Genomic DNA, 22,802 nt, shown 5'->3' with positions numbered 1-22,802 from the left:
ATGCAGATTACTTGGTCATCGTTTATCCTAGACGCAACCAAGTTAATATCCTTCCTCTAGGGTTGCTCTTTTTATAGCGTAAAGGTTTACTTGTAAACATGAATATCAGAAACACGACAGCTAAGGAACGCATGTTGAAGAAAATTCGGCAGGCACTACTTCAAAAGCGGGAAAATCCCTATCTGGATTTTGAAGATTCTCCTCTTTATAAAGACGAGACCGAGCCATTAGACCTTACTTTTGCCCGTGAATTGACCGCTGTTGCAGGAAATTTCGTGTACTGCGATGGCGAAATTGCATTGATCGAAAATCTGATATTGCTGGCTGAGTCGTTGAAAATTAAGAAAATACATGCCTGGGAATATCCTGTGCAGCAGCTTTTGGATCAATATGGCTTCCCCGTTTATACAACGCCCAACAATTTTCAACAGGCCGATGCAGCCATTACGATTTGCGAGGCGCTCATCGCAAGAAACGGGAGCGTGTTGATATCCAATGCCGATGCTTCGGGTAGGTCGCTCAGCGTTTATCCGCCTGTGCATATCGTTATTGCTAAGGCGTCTCAACTCGTTATGGATGTAAAACATGCGTTGCGTAAGGTGCAGGAGAAGTATGCCGATAGACTCCCCAGCGTGTTGACGATAATAAGTGGCCCGAGCTTGCATACCAACTTTATAGATCAGACCCTAGCCGTAGGGCAAGGCTCCAAAGAACTCTACGTTTTTTTACTAGAAGATAGATTTTAACGACACGAACACCATACCATGATTGATAGCCTATATTCTACACCTGTTTCCTCTTTGATATTTGCTTTGACGATTGGGACGAGTATCTTTGCTTTTTCCAACCCGCAATGGTATGGCAAGTTCATGCTACATCCTTATACCATTTACAGGAATAAAGATAAATATTACACTGTTTTAAGTAGCGGGTTAATTCATAAAGACTGGATGCACCTCCTGTTCAATATGATTACTTTCTACTATTTTGGCTTTGCGCTGGAATCGCTATTCGTCGAGCTAAGTGGATCATTGGGCCATCTGCTTTTTGCAGCAATCTATCTCATCAGCTTGGTCTTAAGTGATATCCCGACCATCTTAAAGCAAAAAAATAACCCGGGCTATTACAGCCTTGGAGCGTCCGGCTCAATTTGTGCCGTACTCTTTAGCTTTATTCTGTTTCAACCGAAGGCGCCGTTAGGTGTTTTTATGATTATCCCGATGCCTGCCTACGTTTTTGCCGCGTTGTTTCTTGGCTATAGCATTTGGGCATCCAGAAAATCCAATGATGGTATCAACCACGAAGCGCATTTGTATGGCGCGTTGACGGGGGTTGTCCTGACATTGGTCTTGTACCCTTGGGTATTGCAACATTTCGTCGCCAGCTTTTAACACCTTATCCTGCCCAATTCTCCCGGTCCAAGCTCCTAAAATGTATGGCCTCCGCGATATGGTGGTTCTGTATATCTTGTACCCCCTCCATATCCGCTATCGTTCGCGCTACTTTAAGTATTCTATCATAAGCGCGGGCAGATAAGTTTAATTTTTCCATTGCAGCCTGCAATAGTCGCTTACCTACCTCATTGATTTTACAAACATCTCTAACCGCCTTCGTTCCCATTTGTGCATTGCAATGAATAGCGCGCGAGGAAAAAAAACGTTCTTCTTGCGCTTTCCTTGCCAGTATCACCCGAGCACGTATGGATGTGCTAGGCTCACTTATTCTGCTGCTTGCCAATTCATTAAACTCGACGGGCGTAACCTCCACATGCAGATCGATTCGATCGAGCAATGGCCCTGATATTTTACTAAGATACCGCTGTACAACGGCGCTGCCGCAGATACATTCTTTTTCCGGATGATTGTAATAGCCGCATGGGCAGGGGTTCATTGCCGCAATAAGCATAAAGCTTGCCGGGTAGTCTACTGATGAACGGGCTCGGGAGATCGTGATACTTCGCGATTCTAGAGGCTGCCGCATCACTTCCAGTACCGTACGCTTAAATTCCGGCAGCTCATCTAAAAAAAGAACACCATGGTGTGCTAACGATATTTCTCCGGGTTGTGGATGCGAGCCGCCACCCACCAGGGCAACATCGGAGATGGTATGATGCGGTGCTCGAAAGGGGCGAATCGTCATTAAAGCGGATTGTGCTCTGAGCTGCCCGGCTACGGAATGAATCTTTGTTGTTTCTATGGATTCTTCTAGCGTCAATGGCGGGAGTATGGTCGGGAGACGTTTTGCTAACATGGTTTTTCCAGCCCCGGGTGGCCCGATTAGGATGACATTGTGTCCGCCAGCAGCAGCGATTTCCAACGCTCTTTTTATGTTTTCTTGCCCTTTTACGTCTGCAAAGTCTACGTCATAATCATTTATATGATTAAGGAACTCTTGCTGAATATTCAGCCGCAAGGGGACAATCGTTTCTTCCTCACTTAAAAAGGAGACAATTTCTTTCAAATTATTGACGGGCAATACATCAATATGTTGCACAGCAGCCGCTTCTCGTGCATTAACTTCGGGGAGCATAATGCCTTTAAATCCATCTTTTTGTGCTTGTATGGCAACGGGCAGCGCGCCTTTGATGGGTTGAATTTCGCCATTCAGGGATAGCTCACCCAAAATAAGGTAGTCGGATAGTAGCCGGTCAGGCATTTGCCCGGACGCCGCTAAAATGCCTACGGCCATAGATAGGTCATAGGCGGAACCTTCCTTTCGGATATCTGCCGGTGCCAAGTTAACAACGATCTTCTGTCGCGGCATCCGAAAACCAATCGTAGCAATCGCACTTTCAATACGTTGCCAACTTTCTTTTATCGCATTATCGGGCAGTCCAACAATGTAATACTTTGTTCCAGTCGATATGTGAACCTCGACGGTTATGGATGTGGCTTCGATGCCGTGTACGGCACTACTAAATGTTTTTACGAGCATATGGATTACAATGGTTTCTTTAAAGATAAAAAAATTGTAGAAGAATACCATTTTATTTTTTATCGGCAGTTAGTAATTGGGTCAGAGTTTTGTCGATATTCCTTATGTCGATCGTGTGGGCCAAAATAGTTTTGTATTTTTAAAACGTTTAGAACGATCATTTGTTAAACATATATCGTCTATATATCTTTCATTACTAAAAGACAAATCTTATGAACGAAAACGGTAAAATAGTTACAGCACTGTTGGCCGGCCTAGCGGCGGGAGCAGTTTTGGGGTTGTTGTTTGCACCCGATAAGGGTTCGGAGACAAGAGATAAGCTTCATGATTCTCTGGCAGATCTTGGCGATGCAATAAAGGAACGTGCCGAGGAACAACTCGATCAACTGAATGATTTAAAAGAAAAGCTTGTTGCAGCCGTCAAATCAAAAGTTTCTCATGTGGAATCTGCGATTGACGACGAGATAGAAGAACACGCATAGTATTCGAGGGTCGCTTCGGCGGCCCCATTATTTAAATACAAAAGAGGTCGAAATCATGAAATGATATCGCCCCAATTTTTGGGCCGCACACGTATACATGTGGGCGTTCGCCTCTCACAAATTTATTATTCATGGAAGAAGAAAAATTCTCATTTAGCGGTACGTTTCAAAAAGGGAAAGAATACGTAGACACCCAAATAAAGCTTCTGAAATTAAAAGCATTAGCGAAGGGATCGCGTATTTTGGGTTCCTTAGTACTTGACGTTTCTAAAGTTGTACTTACTCTGTTTATTGTATTTTTCTGTTCGCTGGCGCTTGGTTTTTTTCTTGGAGAGCTATTGCATAGTAATGCTCTAGGATTTTTACTGACGGGGGTTATTTTCTTCGTGATACTGTTGTTAATCCGTGCCTTTGAGCCAAAGTTGGAAGCTATTTTTATGAATATCACCATCAGTAAGCTAGCGAATAAATGGGATGGCGATGAAGACGAAGATGTAATACAGGAGAAAGTTAAAACGGATATACATGAAGAGTTCACAAAAAATAAATAATCTGGAAGATTTGAAGGTAGAGATTGCTCGTCTTAGTGTTCGCAAGAAGGAGCAAGAGCTTTATCTGCTTGATCAGTATGAGCTGCTAAAAGCAAAAGTAGAAAGTCCGATCCGCTTTTTTAAAAACTTTACCACGGTTGTTCCCGGAGCCGGGATCGTGAAAGGTGTAGCGTCTAATATAAGCAAAGCGATGAAAGGGAAGGATGCGGACTGGCTAACAAATGTTTTACAAATAGGCACACCCTTGGTATTGAACTCTACCCTCCTCCGCAACGCCGGATGGTTGAAGAAAGCCGTCGTTTTATTGGCCTCTGAAACGGCTGTCGGTCAAGTGAACCAAAGCAAGATCAGCGGTTTGATAGGCAAGATCACCAGTTTTATAAGGCCGAAGGGCAAAAAGAAAAAGAAGAAAAAAGAGTTGTTGCCCCCTCATGTGCTTGCAGATGATGCAAATGCTGACTTGGGTCTTACAACTCCGAGCGAAACATACTAATGCGTATGTTTCGCCAAAAAGTCTTCATAAGCTAAAGCTATCCCCTCTTTTAAAGAGGTTTTATGTTTCCAACCTAGGTCATGAAGCTTATTCACGTCCATCAACTTTCTGGGAGTTCCGTCAGGTTTGCTTTTGTCAAAGGCTATGTTACCCTGGAAACCTACAATCTTCTTGATCAATTTTGCAAGATTTTCGATGCTCAGATCTTCTCCCACACCCACGTTTATAAACTGTTCGTCACTGTAATTATCCATAAGGAAGATACAGGCTTCACCTAAGTCATCGGCATACAAAAATTCGCGCAACGGCGTGCCTGTGCCCCATATGGTCACGCTCGGCAACCCGTTTATTTTTGCTTCATGAAACCGACGGATCAAAGCAGGTAACACATGAGAATTTTCGGGATGATAGTTGTCATTTAGGCCATAAAGATTGGTTGGCATCGCCGAGATAAAATTGCAGCCATACTGGGCGCGATAAGCTTCACACATTTTTATTCCCGCTATTTTCGCAATAGCGTATGGTTCGTTTGTCGATTCCAATGTACCGGTAAGCAGGTAATCCTCCCTTAAAGGTTGAGGAGCAAGCTTCGGGTAAATACAGCTAGACCCCAAGAACAATAATTTCTTTACAGACTGAATATAGGCTTGGTGGATGACATTCGTTTGAATAGCTATATTCTCATACAAGAAATCTGCACGATACGTGTTGTTGGCCATAATGCCACCAACTTTGGCTGCGGCCAAGAACACATAGTCGGGCTTTTGGTCCGCAAAAAATGCGGCAACATCAGCTTGGTTGCGCAGATCCAATTCTTTGGACGTTCTTTTGATAATGTTAACGTAGCCCTCGTTTTCTAAGGCCCTAACGATTGCCGACCCGACCATGCCGCGATGGCCGGCTACGAATATTTTAGCTTCTTTTTCCACGGTAATCTATTGATTAGTGCAAATATAAGGTTATTTTTGCGCACAAAATATGAAAAATGGGTAAGGACAAGTTAAGAAAGTTTGCCGAAGTAGCCACCTTTGACAACGTCATACAGTTGGACGCAGGAAAGGTATTTAAAGGATCATGGTCTGAGAAGTTTTTTAAAAACAATCATCCAGTCATCTTGGAATTGGCTTGTGGCAAGGGCGAATACACCGTCAACTTGGCAAAATTATTCCCCGAAAAAAATTTTATAGGCGTAGATTACAAAGGTAACCGCATCTGGCGTGGTGCAAAAACGGCATTGGAAGAAGGGATAGCTAATGTGGCATTTTTACGTATACAGATCGAAACGATACTGGAATATTTTGCTGCCGGCGAGATCGACGAAATTTGGATCACCTTCCCTGACCCCCAACCTCAAATCAGTCGTGAAAAAAAGCGATTAACAAATCCTAGGTTTTTAGACAAGTATAAAGCTATTTTGGCGGAAGATGGCCTTATGCATCTTAAGACGGATAACGACGATTTTTTTGCGTATACCTTGGAGCAAATAGCATTGCTTAAGTTAAATAAGCGAAAAGAAACAAAGGATCTTTACAAATCTGATTTGGTCGATGATGTACTTTCTATAAAAACCTACTATGAGCGGAAATACTTAGCCCATAGCAAAAACATCAACTATGTACAATGGTCGTTCTAATAAGCGCGTCGTTTGTTACTTGTCTCGGAATGTGTAGTAGTAGTCTTTGATCACGATATCGACAAACTCTTCGGGCCGCATTTGCGGTTTAACATCGAGCAAGGCGACTAATTTGTTACTCAGTGCGAGGATGATATTGTAATCTTTTCGCTCGTAACCTTTTTTATAGACTTCCTTTATGGTGTTTGCATCGTCGTCGGTGAGGTGCATCACTTGCGGGAATGTAACGGTATATTCTTGGGTAATCTCTGAGAAGAGCGTTTGTTGAATAGCGATATCCTGCTTGGTACTGATGACAGCCGTTTCTGCTGCAATATCCCCGATACGCTGTGCGTTTCGCGTCGCAATAATGCTGCTAATGCCCAGTGCGCCCATGCAAAGAAAGATATCCACGATGGTGCAAACCCAGCGTACAAAGTATTGGTAAATTGTAGCGCGTGTTCCATCTACCTTCACTACCTTGATCTTCATGATGATCTTCCCTACCGTCTGCCCATGAAAAAAGCTTTCCATAAAAAATGTATAAAATAAAGCCGGTAGCAAAAAAAGCATGTATAAGCCTGCGGCCAACCAGCTATCTGCACTTTTAAACAGGCCGATATTGCTCAAAACACTAACAATCAATATCGAATAACAGATGATAATGAAATAATCGATGCCAAACGCAATGATTCTTGAACCAAGCGAGGCTAGTTTATATTCGAACTTGACGTTTTGTGCTGTGTTTATTTGTAGTCTATTCATCGGTGCATACATTATCTCATCAGGCGGCAGCGCTTTTTTAAATGTCGTAGTTCCCTGGAGCACGCTTCCCTGCTGTTTGTTCTCCGCATTAACCTTCATCGCATACGCATAAGAAATAGCTGAATGTAAGAAATTGTTTTGAAAGCGCAAATTATTCCGCGGACTTCTACTGCGAAAGTCACTGATTTTGCGACTATCAAAGAGATTTTTTTCCATACAAAAAGAATTGCATTTACATGCAACATTTATTAAGTTTGGTAAATCGGTTATCAATTTAACACATGAGAGAAGCGTCCTTTATCGATCGAAATAAGGAAAAGTGGGTATTGATTGAGCACAACCTGCGCAACAGAGCAGATGTGGCGCCCGATCAGCTGGCTTCCAATTATATGGAATTGACTAACGATTTGGCATACGCCCAAACCTTTTATCCGAAATCTAAGACGAAGGACTATCTAAATGAGTTAGCGATATTGGCTCACCAGCAATTATACCGTGATCAAAAATCTTCCGAAAGCCAGATCAAGCGTTTCTTTATGCATGAAATTCCCGAGGCTATTTGGAAGCTACGCCGACCACTGCTGTACTCGCTTCTGCTATTCTGCTTTTCAATACTAATCGGCGTTATTTCCGCACATTATGATGTGAATTTTATCCGTTTGATCTTAGGTGACTTTTATGTGGATATGAGCATCAGCAATATTGAGGCTGGTAATCCAGCAGGCGTATATGAAGGAGGGAGTGAAATCGGTTCTGCCTTAGCTATTACCATAAATAACGTGCGGGTGGCGTTCCTGGCCTTTGCCTTAGGAATCTTTTATAGTATCGGGACTGGATACATTCTTTTTAGCAACGGGATCATGGTTGGCGCCTTCCATTATATGTTCTATCAGCATGGTGTCTTGAAGGAAGCGATGTCGGCTATCTGGATACATGGAGCCATTGAGCTGTCGGTTATTGTTATTGCCGGCGGATGTGGTTTAGCCATTGGTAATAGCATTCTTTTTCCAGGGTCGTTTACGCGGCTGGAGTCCTTCAAGCGAACAATTAAAACCGCCTCAAAAGTATTGGTCAGTACGGTTCCTTTCTTTATTGTGGCTGGTTTTTTAGAGGGCTTTATCACCAGATATTACCAAGTTTCTATTTGGATGTGTATAGCGATCATTATCGTATCTTTCCTCTGCATCGGATACTTTTATGTGATCAGACCATATCATTTGGCGAAAATTAAAGGATGGACATAGCGTTTGAATTTAGAAGAGAAAGGAAGCTCGGCGAAATCGTGCAAGACTTTATCAATCTCCTGCGGATTGTCTTAAAGCACTTCTTTTATACCATTTTTCGACTCGCGGTTATACCGCTCTGCGGCATGTTGGTTTTGGTATACTATATTACCACGAAGATCAATCTGACTTCAACAGCGCGCTTTAGCGAGTCGCTGGATATTTTTGGGATAGCTTCTATAGCCATCGGATTGTTGTTGTTGGTCGGTATGGTTTTCTTTGGACTAGCCATCGAGTACTTTATTCTGCTTAAGAACAATCGAAATACGGATTTCAATTCGGCTGATGTCTGGCAGGCCTTTGTGCAACATATCGCCCTATACCTTAAATTTTTAGCGGTATCTATCGTGGCAACGCTAATTCTGGCTATTCCATTTATGATTTGTGTGCTCATCTTAGCGTTTATTCCGCTTGTAGGAAGCTTTGCGATTGGGATTTTAAGCGCCTTTATTGGTGTTTGGTTCTTTTGTTCGTTTTTATTCTATCGGGAAGGCTATTTCGACGCAACAAGCAGTCTGCAAGAAACTTTTTCGATCCTGCGAAAAAAGATAGTTGATTACAGCGTCTCTTCGTATATCGTCAGTTTTGTATTTCAAATTTTGTTAATGATGCTTTCGCTGATGCCTACCATCATATTCGGTTTGATCGCTTACAACACCATTGGTTTTGATGACACTTTTTTCAATACGCTTTTAGGGCGGATGCTGGTTTCTTTAGGTGCAACGGTGGTCGTATTTCTTTCTATCGTATATTACATGTCTTCCGTATTGGTTTACGGCATTATTTACGAAACAGCGAAAGAAATTAAGTATGGTCAAGATATTTACGAAAAAATAGAGCGTTTGGGAGGGCGAGATGATGTCCGTTAAAATGCAGTGTTTAGGCATCATCTATGGTATGATGCTCCTCTTTTGTCATGCCCAAGATACCATACCCAGCCAACTTTCCCCAGATAGCCTTCCTACCGATTATCCAGAAGATGTCGATTTTTTAGCAGAAGGCTACTATGATCATGTACCATCTTTCCAGAATATGCCAAAGGTGGATACGGCCGAATTTTCCATACGCTCAATACCCTATAAAACAGAGGAGTTTGATTACGACAAAGAACATGTCAATCAGGTAAGTCTGTTCAAACGGATTTTCGATCGTATAGGCAGGTGGTTGGATCAATTGTTTCCCAATACAAACGCATTCCAGTTTTCCGACATTTTCTACAAACTTTTGGCGGTAATTGCCATCGTCGTGCTAATATGGATCGTGTATCGTGTAGTCATATCCCGCAAGCGCTGGTTAAACCCCAGCGATGAAAAGGACGACGATGTAGAAGAAATAAAGTTCGTCGAGAAAAATCTCTTGGATCTTGATTTGACGCGCTATATTGACCAAGCGAGAACGGAAGGTGATTTTGTCCGTGCGATACGTTACTTGAACTTACTGAACATACAGCTTTTGGCAAAGAAAGGGTTAATTGATTGGAAACACTCGAAATCGCACGTGGAACTCATCGATGAGTTGAAAGATGATCAACTCAAGAAAGAGTTTGCAGGCAACGTGGACATCCTCAACCGGGTATGGTATGGAGGGATGTCGCTCGATGATAAGAAGTACGAGGCTTTTTCACATTATTTCTTAAATTTTCAAGCAAAATGGCAATGAAAAGTTCAGGGAAATTGGGTGTCATCTTACTTGTGTTGACTTTTTTAACGATTGCCCTCGTGGACCTGACCCGTGATAGACAAATCGACTGGACGAGAACATATGACCAACGAGACAAGATCCCTTACGGACTGTTTTTTACCCGAACGGAGCTTTCAAAAATATTAGGCAATGAGGCTAAAGTCCGCGACTTTACTGCCATGAATTATCCAGACTTGAAGGGTTTCCTCCGCGGAAAAGAAAGGGGCAGCCTAGTCTACATCGTTGATGGAATGTATGATGGAAAAGAAGCGGTTGCCGAACTTGTTGCTTATGTAGAACGGGGCGGCGAAGTTTTTATTTCCGCGAACAGCTTATCCATAGCGTTGCTGGATACGCTTGGTCTAGATCAAGAATACTATTATCCACGAGACTTCAATGACGCGATAGATATTAAAGATCGGCCTTTCACGTTGACAGACGGAACAAAGGCTTTCTACAAAGATTTGGACTATCCCGGATTGTTTTATGAGATTGATTCTGTTGGTATAAGTAAGATCGGCTATTTTCAAGCCGAAGGTCGGGAAGTTCCTAATTTTGTGGAAGTTAGGCGAAAAAAAGGACGTTTCTTGCTCCATCTCGAACCCCTCATGTTCACCAACTATTACATGTTGAAGGAGCCGAACTACAACTATGCCGCCACTGCTTTGAAACTATTAAAGCGCCCCGATGTTTTTTGGTACGACGCACGGGCTAAAAGTAATGATGCGGTTCAGACACCATTGCGTGTTTTGTTGCAAAACGAAGGTCTAAAACAAGCTTGGTACATCTTGCTATTTGGCTTGCTCTTGTTTTTGCTGTTTCGGAGCAAACGCGAACAGATGGCGATACCGGTTATAGAGCCGGAGAAAAACATGTCGAAAGAGTTTGCAAAGACTATCGCCACGTTATATTACGAAAGTGGTAATCCAGGTAATTTGGTACAAAAGAAAATTGAGTATTTTCTTTACGACATTCGCATCAATTTTCTATTGGATACGCTGACACTGGACGAGCCTGGGTTTGCCAAGCATCTCTCTACGAAAAGCGGGGTCCCGCTTGCGGACTGTGAGTACATCATAGCGTTAGTCATAAAGTATCGCAAAGTCACCGCGACAACCGACGACGAACTGATCGAAATCAATAAACAGATTGAAGAATTTAAAAATAAAGCCAATATATTATGAGCGAGCTAGATAGTAAATATGCGCCTGATTTTGAAAACAGGATTGACTTAACTGTATTGGAGGCAAAGATGGGCGCTGTTGCTTCGGAAGTTAAAAAGGTGATCGTCGGGCAGGATGATGTGATCCGGAAATTACTTATTTCCATACTCGCGGCAGGACATTCGTTGATAGAAGGTATGCCCGGCGTCGCTAAAACGTTGACTGCAAAACTGATTGCAAAAAGTACACATGGAGACTTCAAACGCATTCAGTTCACGCCCGACCTCATGCCGTCAGACGTGACCGGATCCTCGATATTGGATCTTAAAACAAATGAATTTCGCTTTCTTAAAGGGCCTATTTTTGGAAACATTGTTTTAATTGACGAAATCAACCGCGCACCTGCCAAAACGCAATCCTCGTTGTTTGAATGTATGTCCGAATATCAAGTAACGGTTGACGGACACACCTATGCGGTACCACGCCCGTTTGTGGTTTTCGCGACCCAAAATCCAATCGAACACGAGGGCACATACCGCCTTCCCGAAGCACAGCTTGACCGTTTTTTGTTTAAGATCAACGTCGGCTACCCAGCTTTCGAAGAAGAAATGGATATCCTTCGTGAACACCATGCGCAAAAAGCAAAAAACAAGGAAGAATTGGTACAGCCTGTGGTTGATACGGAGGAGCTCCTCCACTTCCAAGATCTTATCAAGCAGGTTTTTGTGCATGACGAAGTGTTCAGCTATATCGTGCAGGTAATTTTCAATACACGCTCCAATCCGAATCTTACCTTGGGCGCATCGCCTAGAGCGTCCATTGCATTACTAGAGGCCTCTAAAGCTTGCGCTGCCTTACAAGGCCGGGATTTTATAACACCTGATGATGTAAAGTATGTCGCTCCTAACGTGTTGGGGCACCGCGTCATATTGACTCCTGAAAAGGAAATGGAGGGCTTTACAAGCGATTACATCATTCGGCAAATTGTAGATAGTATAGAAATACCACGATAATGCGTTTTATACGAAACCTGTATCTTACAAATATTTTCTTTTATGGCGTACTGCTTCTCGCCACCTGTTTCGTGCTGTCATTTTTTATACAAGCGTTTTTCATCGTTGCTTCGCTTCTTTTTTGGATTTTTGTAGGATCTTGCGCATGGGATATTGTTGTGCTCTATGCGAAGAAAAACCTTATTGTTATCGCTCGCGACTATCCTGAAAAGCTTTCCAATGGTGACGAGAATGAAATGGGCATTATCGTGCAGAGCTTTTATCCGTTAAAAGTCGGTATACGCGTGCTGGAGGAGTTTCCCGCGCAACTCCAATTGCGCGATATCAGCTTCGCTTTGCCGTTAGCCGCTCGACAAACAAAACGTCTTCGCTATACCATACGCCCCACCAGTCGAGGTGTGTATACGTTTACACGTTGTCACGTGCTTGTTCATCATGTGGGTCTTTTTGAACGAAAATTTACCTTGCAAGATCCACAGACGATATCTTGCTATCCTTCGTTCATACAAATGCGTAAGTACCAGCTATTGGCAACAACAGACCGCTTGGTCGAGCTGGGGATTAAACGGGTTCGGAAAATTGGGGCAACGTTGGAATTTGATCATATTCGCTCCTATGTTAGGGGGGATGAGTTTAGACACGTCAATTGGAAGGCTACGGCAAAACATAAAAAATTGCAAGTCAATCAATATCAGGAAGAGCGATCGCAGCCTATCTACGCTTTGATAGATTGCGGTCGGGTTATGCGGATGCCTTTCCAAGGACTCACCTTATTGGACTATGCTATTAATTCGACTTTGGTGCTTGCTAATGCAGCGATTATCAAACAAGATAGAGCGGGCATGTTGACATTTTCAAAAGACGTAGGAAACCATGTCTCTGCTGAGAAGCGAAACAATCAAATGCGGATTATATCAGAGAAACTGTATGGCATAGAAACAGATTTCCAAGAGTCTGAGTTTGGCAACCTTTATGCATTTTGCAATCGACATATTAACAAGCGCTCCTTGCTTATGTTGTATACCAACTTCGAGACAGTAGATGCCTTGGCTAGGCAAATGCCGTATTTGCGCATGCTCGCCAAAACACATATCGTGGTTGTTGTGGTATTTAAAAACACGGAACTTATCGCGATGTCCAACGCGGGCGGGGCGAAGTTGATTGATGTCTACAATCAAGTCATAGCAGAGAAGTTCGTTTACGAAAAGAATTTGGTTATTCAAGAATTGAATAGACAAGGCATTCAAACGATTTATACCGCGCCAGAGGATCTGACGATCAACGCTATAAATAAGTATTTAGAGATAAAGGCGCGAGGGTTATTGTAAGAATGAAAAGAAGCAAGATCAGCACCGTTTTTAGACACTGATCTTGAATACTTCACTTTATTACAGCGAGAATGCTGTCTTTATTTTTTCGACGTAGTCCAACTTTTCCCATGTAAACAATTCCACCTCGACAGTTTTTGTTTCGCCCGTGGAGCTTTCGAACGTTTTGCTAACCGTTTTTGGCGTTCTGCCCATATGTCCATAGGCAGCGGTTTCCGCATATATCGGGTTCCGAAGGCCAAGACGGGTTTCAATACCGTAAGGGGTCATGTCAAAAATTTCTGCGATTTTATTTGAAATCTCACCATCGGAAAGATTAACCTTACTGGTTCCATAGGTATTTACATAGATGCCCATCGGGTCTTTAACACCGATTGCGTACGAAATTTGTACAAGAATTTCATCTGCAACACCTGCCGCGACAAGGTTTTTAGCAATATGTCGGGTGGCGTAAGCTGCGGAACGATCTACTTTGGACGGGTCTTTTCCAGAGAAAGCACCACCTCCGTGTGCTCCTTTGCCGCCATAGGTATCCACAATAATCTTACGGCCTGTCAAGCCTGTGTCGCCATGAGGACCACCTATCACAAATTTTCCGGTAGGGTTCACGTGAAACTTGATATTATCGTTGAATAAAGCCTGAAGTTCCGGCTTTAATTGAGCTTTTACACGGGGAACCAAGATGTTTTTCACATCTTCGGTTATCTTGTTAAGCATCTCTGCTTCAGGAGCAAAGTCGTCGTGCTGCGTAGAGATCACAATAGTGTCGATGCGCTGGGGTTTATGGTCGTCGCTATACTCAAGCGTCACCTGCGATTTCGCGTCAGGCCGCAAGTACGTAATTTCTCCATTTTCTCGACGTAAGGCTGCCAATTCGAATAACAAGCGGTGCGCAAGGTCCAATGCAAGCGGCATGTAGTTTTCGGTTTCGTTGTTTGCGTATCCAAACATAATGCCTTGATCACCGGCTCCCTGTTCTTGTTTTGTTTTACGATCGACACCTTGATTGATTTCGGCAGATTGTTCGTGAATAGCGGACAGTACACCACATGAATTTGCTTCAAACATGTATTCTGACTTCGTATACCCGATCTTTTGAATGACAGATCGCGCGATCTTTTGAACATCCAAATAGATTTTTGATTTCACCTCTCCAGCCAAAACCACTTGCCCGGTCGTAACCAACGTCTCTATGGCTACGCGGGAATCTTCATCCCAAGCCAGAAAATTATCGATCAAAGCGTCAGAAATTTGATCTGCTACTTTATCTGGGTGCCCTTCGGACACCGACTCTGAAGTAAATAAATATGCCATTAAGCGTTTTTTTAGATTGCGAGAGCAGGAGAGATGCAACGAAAGTGGAAAAACAGAAATGTTGGTTTTAGCACTTTTTTACTGTGGTTGCAATCTCCTATGACATCTTTCATTATGCCATACGCAAATCAGTCCACATTTTTTGTTAGCAAAAATACAAACCTTTCCCTGATAAAGGAAACCGAAAGCAAAAATGTTTTGTAAAAGCTATGCCACATTTGTCTGCAGCGTATTTCGATGGCCAAACACATTCATCGGCATGCCGTCTATACGCGTGCAGGAAATAAATAAACGATGGAGGTATATAAATTGGTGGTCGCAATTCTATATCTTTATAACCTTAAAATGGAAGTATACGATGCGTCAACGTAAACGAATTTTGTTTGTCGTCAATCCGATATCGGGCGGTAAGAAGAAAACCGCCTTTAACAAGCAGGTGTTGGAAGTACTTGATCTGGAAAAGTTTGACCCTACATTCAAAATAACGGATCATCCAAATCATGCCTACGAACTGGGCAAATCTGCTGTGCTGGAAGGGTACGACGCTGTAGTAGCTGTTGGCGGGGACGGTACCATCAATGAGGTGGGTTCGGCTATCCTAGGCACGGATATGCCCTTGGGAATTATTCCGGAAGGTTCTGGAAATGGATTGGCGTTGTATCTAGGGATACCGTTGAATGAGTCTGCTGCGCTGCGTCGAATCAATAGATTTGAAACGGTAGATGTTGATACGGGCGAAATTAACGGACGCAATTTTTTCAATATCACCGGCCTCGGGTTTGATGCTTCAGTGAGTGACCATTTTGCGACCGAGAACATCCGTGGACCAGTAGGCTATTTACGCTCGATCATGAACGTGCTGGGGGATTTCAAACCGAGCACCTATACCCTTATCATTGATGGGAAAGAATATAAAAAGGAAGCCTTTATGATCAGTGTCGCAAACTCGCCCCAATATGGTAACAATGCCTATATCGCTCCGCAAGCATCTATTACCGATGGTATCTTGGACGTCTGCGTGGTGCATAAGTTTCCACTTTACTTGCTACCGAAGATGGTCTTCCATTTGTTTACTAAGAGTGCCGATCAGTCTGAGTACGTGGAAATCCTTCCGGGAAAGAATATTAGAATTATTCGTGATGAGAAAGGACCTGTGCATGTCGATGGCGAACCCGTAGAAATGGGTCGAGAGCTCGAGATCGGTATCAAGCATAAATCTTTAAAAATTATTTGTTAACACGATGGCGAAACAAAAAAAGCAACGATTTGAAGGCATTGTCTATTCAACAGCCAACGACTTTGATTATGTAGAATCCACACCTTCGGAAGATGTTACCACCCTGCCCAATAATCAGCAGCGGCTAAAAGTCATGCTCGATAAGAAAGCCCGTAAAGGAAAAGTTGTTACAATCGTCGAAGGTTTTGTAGGCACGGAAGAAGACTTAAATGATTTAGCAAAAGAATTAAAACAAAAATGCGGTGTTGGCGGTTCAGCAAAGGACGGAATCATTTTAATTCAAGGCGATTTTAAAAACCGGATATTCGACATGCTTAAGGCGGCTGCCTATCAGGTCAAATTGGTTGGAGGTTAATTAGTTACAACCGGTTGCGTAATTTGGAGCTAAACCGTTGCTATGTATTTGGCGGTGCGCATAAATGAAGATCCGTTAGGGATAGAACCCGAACAGACCTTATTTACCACTAAGTGAACACTTACTTATTTTTGGTAGTTAATGATTTTTTAATTTGCATAAACCAAAAAAAATAGTTTTCATTGTAAAATATATCGCATTAAACGGCGTTAAAGCATGAGGCGACGATGTGTTAGGAAGGAGAGGAAACCGCGGCTGGTTTATCTAATATGGAGCCTATTGAAAGATGTATAAATTAATGCACAGAAAATTTTATTTTTAACACAAAATAGTATATTTGTTTTGCTTAACAGCAAGATAGATGGCAATACATTGCACAAATTGAATTAAACAGTAATATTAAACAACAGTAAAAATCTAAAAATTAGTAAAAAAATGGCAAACGCACCAAAAACTACTACTCCTGCTAAGAATGAAAGCGGAAATTCAGGTAATTTATTTGCGAGTTTAGCAATCATCATTTGTTTCATCATCGGTTACGTAGTATGGGCATATGTTATGGGAGCACCTTCGAATTTCTTGGAAGAAAATCCAGAAAACCAACCAAAACCAGGAAACTATTTAGGAATGGTTTATCACGCTGGTGTGATCGTACCTGTATTGATCGGTTTATTCTTAATGGTATGGGTATTCTCTATCGAACGTTTCTTAGTAATCAGCAGAGCAGCTGGAACAGGCAACGTTGGTAACTTCGTTAGAAAAATTCAGTCATTAATTAATGGCGGTAATATTGATTCAGCTATTGCTGAGTGTGACAAACAAAAAGGTTCTGTAGCGAACGTTGTAAAAGCAGGTTTATTGAAATACAAAGATGTTTCTGCTAACACAGGATTAGATGCTGAAAAATCAGTAGTAGCGATCCAAAAAGAAATCGAAGAAACAACTGCATTAGAAATGCCAATGTTAGAGAAAAACATGAACGTTATCGCTACATTAGTTTCTATCGGTACATTGACAGGTCTATTGGGTACGGTAACAGGTATGATCAAGGCCTTCTCCGCTCTTGCAACAGGTGGTGCTCCAGATTCAGCTAAATTAGCAAACGGTATCTCTGAAGCCTTGATCAATACGGCTACAGGTATCGCGACTTCTACATTCGCTATCGTCATGTACAACATCTTGACTGCAAAAATTGACAACTTAACTTATTCTATCGACGAAGCTGGTTTCTCAATCGTACAAACGTACGCTGCAAACCACAAGTAAGAAAACATGATATTTTTTCAAATTCTTTTATGGAATTTGTGAGGAAAGATCATCATCATTAAAAGGAATAAGAATTGTTAATTAAAGAAGTAAAGAAAAATGGGTAAAGCAAAAGTAAAAAGAGCCAGTACCTCCATCGACATGACGGCGATGTGTGACGTCTCGTTCTTGCTTCTTACGTTCTTCGTATTAACGGCTACTGCTCGTCAACCTGAAGTGTTGGTCGTGGATACTCCACAATCAACCACGCCGGATAAATTACCGGATGATAACCTTGGTGTTATCTCGGTAGCGGAAGGCAAAATCTTCTTCGGCGTGAAAAATCCAACGGTACGCGAGATCACGTTGAAGAATATGTCGCAAAAGTACGGTGTTGCATTTTCAGCAGAGGAATATGAGAAGTTTAAACAACTAGACGAGTTTGGCGTTCCTATGAAAAATTTGCGTCAACTACTTTCGTTGCCTAATGAACAACGCGATGAGAAGATTCAGCCAGGTGTTCCTGTAGATAGTACAGAAACAGCTTCAAATGAATTGTATTCTTGGGTTCAGGAAGCACGGAAGGCAACAATTGAATACAATCGTTCACGCGAAGGAGAGAGAGACTTTGTCGATCCAGGACCGATGAAGGTTGCTATCAAAGCCGATGCAAATGAGAAGTATCCAATTGTTAATTTGATTATTGAAACGTTGCGTAACCAAAAGCAGAACAAATTTAGTTTTGTAACAGGCTTACGCGCATCCGAGCAATAGTCGTTTAATTGAAATAAAAAATGGCAGAATTAAATCAGGATAGTGGTAAAGGAGGCAAAGGCGGCAAGGTTAGAGCCAAGAAAGCTGGTGGTAAGGTCGATTTGACCGCCATGGTAGACTTAGCGTTCTTGTTGATCACCTTCTTCATGTTGACCACGTCATTAAATAAACCACAGGCGATGGACGTTGCGATGCCTGATAAAAATAAGATGGACGCGAATGACAATCTAGAGATTGCCGATAATCGTTCTATCACGCTTTTATTAGGATCAGACAATAAAATCTCTTGGTACTACGGACAATTAGCGAAGCCGATTTATCCACCAGTAACGGTAGATTATGGTAAAGAAGGCATCCGTCAGGTTTTGCTAAAAATGCAAAAAGAGGTACCAGCGCGTTCTGGCGGTAAAGATTTGATCGTCGTAATCAGACCTAGTGAGAAATCGGTACAACGTAACCTTGTCGATATCTTAGACGAGATGAAAATTGTAGACGTGAAGCGCTATATGATTTCCAAGATCAACAATGACGAAATAGAGGTGTTAAAACGCGATGGTCTATTTAACGACTAATTGCATAATTAAGTAAAATATGTTTGGTTCTAAATTAGATATATTCAAAAAAGAATGGCTTGATGTCGTTTTTGCGAATAGAAACAGAGAATATGGTGCCTACGATTTGCGTAAATACGCGCCGAAGGCGACCAATATCGGTCTACTCGCGATCACTGCAAGCGTTCTTGTTTTGAGTGCTCCAAAAATGTTTAACATTAAGGTTTTTCCAGATAAACCTGTAGAAGAAGCACCGGTCATTACCGAGGTTACACTAGAGGATTTGGATATTCCGGAGCCAGAAGAAGAAGAAGAACCTCTTCCACAGGAAGAAGAGCCACCTCAGCGTATTGCGCAGGAGCCGCCAGCAGAAGATTTAGTGCGTTTCCCGGAGCCAAAAGTGGTGCCTCAAAACCAAGTGAAGGAAGAGGTCGTTTCTCAAGAAGAAATTAAAAAAGAAAATAAAACACCTGCACGTATTACGTTAAAGGGAACTAAAGGGGCTGCCGGTGTACCGACAGGCGAATTTGGTCCTAAAAAGGTGGAAGGACAAATTACCGGAAGTGCTACAGGCGATCCAGACGGTAATGAATCCAATAAGATCTTTACAGCGGTAGAGGTAAATCCGGAGCCAATTGGCGGACTTGCTGCCTTTCGTAAATGGGTAGGTGATAACTACACATATCCACCAAGCGCAATTGACGCTGGTGTGAAAGGCCAAGTTGTCGTATCATTTGTTGTTGAGCGCGATGGTAGCTTAACAGATGTGAAAGTCGTGAAGGATTTGTCATACGGTACAGGTCAAGCTGCGGTAAATGTGTTGAAAAAAGCGAAAAAATGGAAGCCAGGTATTCAGAATGGTCGTCCGGTTCGTGTTGCCTACACATTACCTATCTCATTAAACCTTCAGCAATAGTATGAACGGTTTGCGTAACAGCACAAGAAAATTTAGTCAGAAATCGCCAACCCAGCGATTTCTGTCTATTTTAGGGCTAGCGATGTTCGCCTTTTATTTTACATTGGGCGTTCTCATCATCTTTTGGAATGGATTTCCTATAGAAATAGACCCTACCTACAAAAAGTTATTCGGAATCTTGCTGATCGTGTATTCCTTTATGCGTTTTGCCCGATTATGGCAAAACAATTTTAGGCGATAATCTGCTTAGTGGATTAAACTTTCTGCGGTTTTCTACTATCTAATAAGTATGTAAACAGAACCATCGTAGGAGTGGTGTCGTTAATAAAAGCAAAAAATTGGTAAACAAATAGAGATGATGAGCATGAAAAGTATCATAAAGGCAGGTGTAGTTCTAGGACTTCTGGTTGCCGCTTGTTCCCCCAATAGGCAAGACGGAGATCGCCTCGCTGATCCGGGCCGCACGCGGGAAGAACAAAGTCAGGAGGACATACTGGTTGGTACGCTTTCGGTGGCTGTTGATGAATCTGTTATGCCCTTGTTAAAAGAGCAGGAGGAGGTTTTTTTATCGGCCTATCCCAATGCCAAGCTTAGCTTTATTACAAAGCCTGAGGTTTTAGCTATCCGCGAGTTGGTGTCGGGAAAAGCAAGTGTTGCTATCCTAGCTAGGCCGCTAAACGAAGAAGAAGAGGCATCTTTCAAACAGCGGTCCATCACCCCTCGAACCTTCGCTGTTTGGTCAGATGGAATAGTTGTTGTTAGCAATACTAAATCGGCCGATACGAGCGTTACAATATCGTATTTAACAAATGCAATGAAAGGGAAAAGTGTGGATAGCCGGAAAATTGTGTTTGATAACATCAACTCCAGTAGCTTTAGGTTCCTAAGAGAGCTTGGCCAAATGGAGAAGGCAGCTTCCACCTTTGTCGAGGCGGGAAGTGGAGCAAAAAGCGTGCTTGAGGCGGTTGCGCAATCGCCAGATAAATTGGGTATATTGGGCTATAACGAATACAGAGATTTGATCGCATCATTTCCAAATAAAAATAATATTCGTATCTTGAGCGTGCAGAATACGCTTGGAGAAAAGGCTGATAACAGATTTTATATACCAAATCAATCAACTATAGCCGCCGGACAGTATCCCTTGCAACGCACATTTTATGTACTGAATTATCAACCGAATTTAGGGTTGGGCATAGGTTTCTCTGCTTTCTTAACCGGTGATCGTGGTCAACGCATCGTGCTGAAGGCTGGTTTAGTGCCGGCTACCATGCCAGGGCGGGAGATCATTGTACGAGATAATATTTAACAATAGAAGAATAAAATAGAACACAAATAGATTATGACAAACAGCAAATTATTTTTAAGTCTATTATTGGCTGGAACAATTGGTTCTGTAAGTGCCCAAAGCTTAAAAGATGCGAAAGCTGCGTTGACAGCAGAGCAGTACGATAAAGCAAAAGGAATTCTTAAGAACTTGGTGGAGAAAAAGGCAAAAGATGGGGAGAATTATTTCTACCTGGGTAGAGTTCATTTAATCAATGATAAGGTTGACTCTGCAGCCATTGTGTTTAACCAAGGGTTGACAAACGCTCCCAAAGAACAGTTGAATAATGTAGGGTTGGGGATTGTCGATTTAATGAGCGGCAATCAAAGTGCAGCGGAGACGAAGTTCGCCACAGCAGTATCTGGATTAGGTAAAAAAGATTATTTGCCATTGTTGTATATTGGTGAAGCCTATATCGACGCTCCTAAGCCTGACTACACAAAAGCGATTGAATATCTAACGCAAGCGAAAGCTAAAAATGCGAAAGATGCGACAATTTTAGTTGCTCTTGGTGATGCTTATGCCGGCTTAGGTGAAAGTAGTCAAGCTTATGTGAACTACCGTGATGCTGAATATATGGATCCTGCATTATTGGCACCGAAAATCGGCCAGGCAGTAATCTCCAGAAGAGCACAGGCTTATGACGTCGTATTGGAGCAATTAACAGCTTTGACACAAGAGCATGCTGACTATGCGCCGCTTTACCGTGAGCTTGCTGAGACCTACTATCTGTCGTCACTAAAGGCTCCAGAAGATCAGTATCGTGAGATCAACCAAAAAGGTGTAGAGAACTACAAGAAATATCTTGAGCTGACAGGTGATAACTCGGTTGAGGCGAAAACACGTTATGCTGACTTTTTGGTATACTCAGGTAACTATGCCGAGTTGAAAACCGTTGCTGAAGAATTAGCTAATGCGCCTGGGGTTGATGCGAAAGTATACCGTTATTTGGGATACATCGCCTACAACCAAGACAAAGATTACGCGAAAGCTGCGGAGTATATGAATACGTTATTCTCAAAGGTTCAACCCGAGCGTTTAATCCCACGTGATTATTTGTACGCAGGTTTGGCTAACTTGAGTGCCGGCGATGAAGCGAAGGCAGGCGAGCTATTGAAGCAAGCGGTAGAGAAACAAACAGAAGATGATAACTTGGAGACAGAAATCGCGGAATCCGCGTTTGCGAAGTACCAAGACGGAGACGTAGATAATGCGATCAAAATCTTCCGCGTGGTAGCTGTTGATACAGCTTCTGATTACTACTACGATGCAAATTACTATTTGGGTGTCGGTCAATATCAAAAAGGGTCTAGAATCATTTCACCAGCTGAAGGCGAAGAGGTAACACCCGAATTGGGTCAGACAAAACTAGCGGAAGCAAAACCTCTTTTGGATGAAGCTGTAAAAGCTCTTGGCCTTGTGACTGCTGCGACCAAACAAGACGTTAAAGATAAATACCTCGTAAACGGTCTTTATTTCAAAGGTCTATCCGAGCTCGCTTTAGATAACGTTGTTTACGATCCGGAAAACGTGAAAGGTTTGTACTTGGATTCGTTCAACCAATTATTGGAAGTGATCAAGGCCTCTGGTAAATCAGATGAAACGACGAACTCTTACATAGCGGATGCCAACAACTATATTGGTTACTACTACTACTTTAAAGGAGATAATGCGAAAGCAAAAACCTATTTCCAAGAGACGTTGAAAGTAAGACCAGATGACGAAATTGCTACGCAATTTGTTGATCAGTTATAGTATTAAAATACCATTAAAATTTGA

The 22,802-nt window shown here is 42.4% G+C and carries 24 protein-coding genes; 20 read left to right on the top strand and 4 right to left on the bottom strand.

Annotated elements, in window-relative coordinates; translation table 11 throughout:
- Positions 1-98 precede the first annotated feature (98 nt).
- The gene (locus B0I21_RS06485; RefSeq protein WP_133639665.1) at positions 99-746 is read left to right on the top strand and encodes a LutC/YkgG family protein; all 648 of its coding nucleotides are present in this window, start codon (positions 99-101) and stop codon (positions 744-746) included.
- Positions 747-764: 18 nt separating this feature from the next.
- Positions 765-1,391, top strand: coding sequence for a rhomboid family intramembrane serine protease (locus tag B0I21_RS06480; RefSeq protein WP_133639664.1), 627 nt, complete (start codon positions 765-767; stop codon positions 1,389-1,391).
- A gap of 4 nt (positions 1,392-1,395) precedes the next feature.
- Here the strand turns inward: B0I21_RS06480 and B0I21_RS06475 are convergent, their stop codons facing one another.
- Positions 1,396-2,934 (bottom strand): YifB family Mg chelatase-like AAA ATPase, encoded by a 1,539-nt coding sequence (locus B0I21_RS06475; RefSeq protein ID WP_133639663.1) that lies wholly within the window; start codon positions 2,932-2,934, stop codon positions 1,396-1,398.
- 212 nt (positions 2,935-3,146) lie between these two features.
- Between B0I21_RS06475 and B0I21_RS06470 the strand changes: the two genes are divergently transcribed.
- The 3 genes from B0I21_RS06470 to B0I21_RS06460 all read left to right on the top strand — a co-directional run bounded on the left by B0I21_RS06470 (position 3,147) and on the right by B0I21_RS06460 (position 4,460).
- Positions 3,147-3,416 (top strand): YtxH domain-containing protein, encoded by a 270-nt coding sequence (locus B0I21_RS06470; RefSeq protein WP_133639662.1) that lies wholly within the window; start codon positions 3,147-3,149, stop codon positions 3,414-3,416.
- A gap of 131 nt (positions 3,417-3,547) precedes the next feature.
- Positions 3,548-3,967, top strand: a complete 420-nt coding sequence (locus B0I21_RS06465) for a hypothetical protein (protein ID WP_133639661.1) — start codon at positions 3,548-3,550, stop codon at positions 3,965-3,967.
- Positions 3,942-4,460 (top strand): hypothetical protein, encoded by a 519-nt coding sequence (locus B0I21_RS06460; protein WP_133639660.1) that lies wholly within the window; start codon positions 3,942-3,944, stop codon positions 4,458-4,460. Before B0I21_RS06465 ends, B0I21_RS06460 begins: the two co-directional genes overlap by 26 nt.
- Here B0I21_RS06460 and fcl read toward each other — a convergent pair.
- Positions 4,457-5,389 (bottom strand): GDP-L-fucose synthase, encoded by a 933-nt coding sequence (fcl, locus tag B0I21_RS06455; RefSeq protein ID WP_133639659.1) that lies wholly within the window; start codon positions 5,387-5,389, stop codon positions 4,457-4,459. The two genes, B0I21_RS06460 and fcl, sit on opposite strands and share 4 nt — an antisense overlap.
- A 56-nt stretch (positions 5,390-5,445) precedes the next feature.
- Between fcl and trmB the strand changes: the two genes are divergently transcribed.
- Positions 5,446-6,093 carry a tRNA (guanosine(46)-N7)-methyltransferase TrmB gene (trmB, locus tag B0I21_RS06450; RefSeq protein WP_133639658.1) on the top strand — a complete coding sequence of 216 codons (648 nt, stop codon included), beginning with the start codon at positions 5,446-5,448 and terminating at the stop codon, positions 6,091-6,093.
- A 15-nt stretch (positions 6,094-6,108) separates the two neighbouring features.
- On the opposite strand, the gene B0I21_RS06445 is transcribed toward trmB, so the two are convergent.
- A complete protein-coding gene (locus tag B0I21_RS06445; RefSeq protein ID WP_243835966.1) occupies positions 6,109-7,053 on the bottom strand; it encodes an RDD family protein in 945 nt (314 codons plus the stop codon).
- 65 nt (positions 7,054-7,118) lie between these two features.
- On the opposite strand from B0I21_RS06445, the gene B0I21_RS06440 reads away from it, so the two are divergent.
- The 6 genes from B0I21_RS06440 to B0I21_RS06415 are packed head-to-tail and all read left to right on the top strand — an operon-like array spanning position 7,119 to position 13,304.
- Positions 7,119-8,081, top strand: a complete 963-nt coding sequence (locus B0I21_RS06440) for a stage II sporulation protein M (RefSeq protein WP_133639657.1) — start codon at positions 7,119-7,121, stop codon at positions 8,079-8,081.
- On the top strand, positions 8,072-8,989 hold the full coding sequence (locus B0I21_RS06435) for an ABC transporter permease (protein WP_133639656.1): 918 nt from the start codon (positions 8,072-8,074) through the stop codon (positions 8,987-8,989). The genes B0I21_RS06440 and B0I21_RS06435 overlap by 10 nt, the downstream gene beginning before the upstream one ends.
- On the top strand, positions 8,976-9,779 hold the full coding sequence (locus B0I21_RS06430) for a hypothetical protein (RefSeq protein WP_133639655.1): 804 nt from the start codon (positions 8,976-8,978) through the stop codon (positions 9,777-9,779). The genes B0I21_RS06435 and B0I21_RS06430 overlap by 14 nt, the downstream gene beginning before the upstream one ends.
- Positions 9,776-10,984: a DUF4350 domain-containing protein gene (locus tag B0I21_RS06425; protein ID WP_208292275.1), complete on the top strand. Its 1,209-nt coding sequence runs from the start codon at positions 9,776-9,778 to the stop codon at positions 10,982-10,984. The genes B0I21_RS06430 and B0I21_RS06425 overlap by 4 nt, the downstream gene beginning before the upstream one ends.
- Complete coding sequence (locus B0I21_RS06420; protein ID WP_133639653.1) at positions 10,981-11,976, top strand: AAA family ATPase; 996 nt, start codon at positions 10,981-10,983, stop codon at positions 11,974-11,976. Before B0I21_RS06425 ends, B0I21_RS06420 begins: the two co-directional genes overlap by 4 nt.
- Positions 11,976-13,304: a DUF58 domain-containing protein gene (locus B0I21_RS06415; protein WP_133639652.1), complete on the top strand. Its 1,329-nt coding sequence runs from the start codon at positions 11,976-11,978 to the stop codon at positions 13,302-13,304. The genes B0I21_RS06420 and B0I21_RS06415 overlap by 1 nt, the downstream gene beginning before the upstream one ends.
- A gap of 60 nt (positions 13,305-13,364) precedes the next feature.
- Here B0I21_RS06415 and metK read toward each other — a convergent pair whose 3' ends face one another.
- The gene (metK, locus tag B0I21_RS06410) at positions 13,365-14,618 is read right to left on the bottom strand and encodes a methionine adenosyltransferase (protein WP_133639651.1); all 1,254 of its coding nucleotides are present in this window, start codon (positions 14,616-14,618) and stop codon (positions 13,365-13,367) included.
- A gap of 358 nt (positions 14,619-14,976) precedes the next feature.
- On the opposite strand from metK, the gene B0I21_RS06405 reads away from it, so the two are divergent.
- From B0I21_RS06405 to B0I21_RS06365, 8 genes are all read left to right on the top strand, one after another.
- Positions 14,977-15,855, top strand: coding sequence for a diacylglycerol/lipid kinase family protein (locus B0I21_RS06405; protein ID WP_133639650.1), 879 nt, complete (start codon positions 14,977-14,979; stop codon positions 15,853-15,855).
- A 4-nt stretch (positions 15,856-15,859) separates the two neighbouring features.
- A complete protein-coding gene (locus tag B0I21_RS06400) occupies positions 15,860-16,210 on the top strand; it encodes a translation initiation factor (protein WP_133639649.1) in 351 nt (116 codons plus the stop codon).
- 435 nt (positions 16,211-16,645) lie between these two features.
- A complete protein-coding gene (locus tag B0I21_RS06395; RefSeq protein ID WP_133639648.1) occupies positions 16,646-17,476 on the top strand; it encodes a MotA/TolQ/ExbB proton channel family protein in 831 nt (276 codons plus the stop codon).
- A 99-nt stretch (positions 17,477-17,575) separates the two neighbouring features.
- Entirely contained in the window at positions 17,576-18,229 is a 654-nt protein-coding gene (locus tag B0I21_RS06390) for an ExbD/TolR family protein (RefSeq protein ID WP_133639647.1), read from the top strand.
- A gap of 20 nt (positions 18,230-18,249) precedes the next feature.
- Positions 18,250-18,801 (top strand): ExbD/TolR family protein, encoded by a 552-nt coding sequence (locus B0I21_RS06385; RefSeq protein ID WP_037497047.1) that lies wholly within the window; start codon positions 18,250-18,252, stop codon positions 18,799-18,801.
- A 19-nt stretch (positions 18,802-18,820) separates the two neighbouring features.
- Positions 18,821-19,696: an energy transducer TonB gene (locus tag B0I21_RS06380; RefSeq protein WP_133639646.1), complete on the top strand. Its 876-nt coding sequence runs from the start codon at positions 18,821-18,823 to the stop codon at positions 19,694-19,696.
- 364 nt (positions 19,697-20,060) lie between these two features.
- Positions 20,061-21,005: a PstS family phosphate ABC transporter substrate-binding protein gene (locus B0I21_RS06370; RefSeq protein ID WP_166637786.1), complete on the top strand. Its 945-nt coding sequence runs from the start codon at positions 20,061-20,063 to the stop codon at positions 21,003-21,005.
- Between the two features lie 33 nt (positions 21,006-21,038).
- Positions 21,039-22,778 (top strand): tetratricopeptide repeat protein, encoded by a 1,740-nt coding sequence (locus B0I21_RS06365; RefSeq protein ID WP_133639643.1) that lies wholly within the window; start codon positions 21,039-21,041, stop codon positions 22,776-22,778.
- Positions 22,779-22,802 lie beyond the last annotated feature (24 nt).

The organism is Sphingobacterium paludis, assembly GCF_004364125.1.
Classification (GTDB): domain Bacteria; phylum Bacteroidota; class Bacteroidia; order Sphingobacteriales; family Sphingobacteriaceae; genus Sphingobacterium; species Sphingobacterium paludis.
Note: the sequence above shows the minus strand (reverse complement) of the source record. Positions and strands in the feature narration are given on the sequence as shown.

Bases quoted from the DNA above. Each gene is read 5' to 3' on its own strand.
- B0I21_RS06425 (WP_208292275.1), top strand. From the start codon at position 9,776: ATGAAAAGTTCAGGGAAATTGGGTGTCATCTTACTTGTGTTGACTTTT.
- B0I21_RS06420 (WP_133639653.1), top strand. From the start codon at position 10,981: ATGAGCGAGCTAGATAGTAAATATGCGCCTGATTTTGAAAACAGGATT.
- B0I21_RS06415 (WP_133639652.1), top strand. From the start codon at position 11,976: ATGCGTTTTATACGAAACCTGTATCTTACAAATATTTTCTTTTATGGC.
- B0I21_RS06475 (WP_133639663.1), bottom strand. From the start codon at position 2,934: ATGCTCGTAAAAACATTTAGTAGTGCCGTACACGGCATCGAAGCCACA.
- B0I21_RS06365 (WP_133639643.1), top strand. From the start codon at position 21,039: ATGACAAACAGCAAATTATTTTTAAGTCTATTATTGGCTGGAACAATT.
- B0I21_RS06370 (WP_166637786.1), top strand. From the start codon at position 20,061: ATGAAAAGTATCATAAAGGCAGGTGTAGTTCTAGGACTTCTGGTTGCC.
- B0I21_RS06400 (WP_133639649.1), top strand. From the start codon at position 15,860: ATGGCGAAACAAAAAAAGCAACGATTTGAAGGCATTGTCTATTCAACA.
- B0I21_RS06460 (WP_133639660.1), top strand. From the start codon at position 3,942: ATGAAGAGTTCACAAAAAATAAATAATCTGGAAGATTTGAAGGTAGAG.
- B0I21_RS06480 (WP_133639664.1), top strand. From the start codon at position 765: ATGATTGATAGCCTATATTCTACACCTGTTTCCTCTTTGATATTTGCT.
- B0I21_RS06430 (WP_133639655.1), top strand. From the start codon at position 8,976: ATGATGTCCGTTAAAATGCAGTGTTTAGGCATCATCTATGGTATGATG.
- B0I21_RS06440 (WP_133639657.1), top strand. From the start codon at position 7,119: ATGAGAGAAGCGTCCTTTATCGATCGAAATAAGGAAAAGTGGGTATTG.
- B0I21_RS06380 (WP_133639646.1), top strand. From the start codon at position 18,821: ATGTTTGGTTCTAAATTAGATATATTCAAAAAAGAATGGCTTGATGTC.
- B0I21_RS06485 (WP_133639665.1), top strand. From the start codon at position 99: ATGAATATCAGAAACACGACAGCTAAGGAACGCATGTTGAAGAAAATT.
- B0I21_RS06405 (WP_133639650.1), top strand. From the start codon at position 14,977: ATGCGTCAACGTAAACGAATTTTGTTTGTCGTCAATCCGATATCGGGC.
- B0I21_RS06470 (WP_133639662.1), top strand. From the start codon at position 3,147: ATGAACGAAAACGGTAAAATAGTTACAGCACTGTTGGCCGGCCTAGCG.
- B0I21_RS06445 (WP_243835966.1), bottom strand. From the start codon at position 7,053: ATGGAAAAAAATCTCTTTGATAGTCGCAAAATCAGTGACTTTCGCAGT.
- trmB (WP_133639658.1), top strand. From the start codon at position 5,446: ATGGGTAAGGACAAGTTAAGAAAGTTTGCCGAAGTAGCCACCTTTGAC.
- B0I21_RS06435 (WP_133639656.1), top strand. From the start codon at position 8,072: ATGGACATAGCGTTTGAATTTAGAAGAGAAAGGAAGCTCGGCGAAATC.
- B0I21_RS06465 (WP_133639661.1), top strand. From the start codon at position 3,548: ATGGAAGAAGAAAAATTCTCATTTAGCGGTACGTTTCAAAAAGGGAAA.
- metK (WP_133639651.1), bottom strand. From the start codon at position 14,618: ATGGCATATTTATTTACTTCAGAGTCGGTGTCCGAAGGGCACCCAGAT.
- B0I21_RS06395 (WP_133639648.1), top strand. From the start codon at position 16,646: ATGGCAAACGCACCAAAAACTACTACTCCTGCTAAGAATGAAAGCGGA.
- B0I21_RS06385 (WP_037497047.1), top strand. From the start codon at position 18,250: ATGGCAGAATTAAATCAGGATAGTGGTAAAGGAGGCAAAGGCGGCAAG.
- B0I21_RS06390 (WP_133639647.1), top strand. From the start codon at position 17,576: ATGGGTAAAGCAAAAGTAAAAAGAGCCAGTACCTCCATCGACATGACG.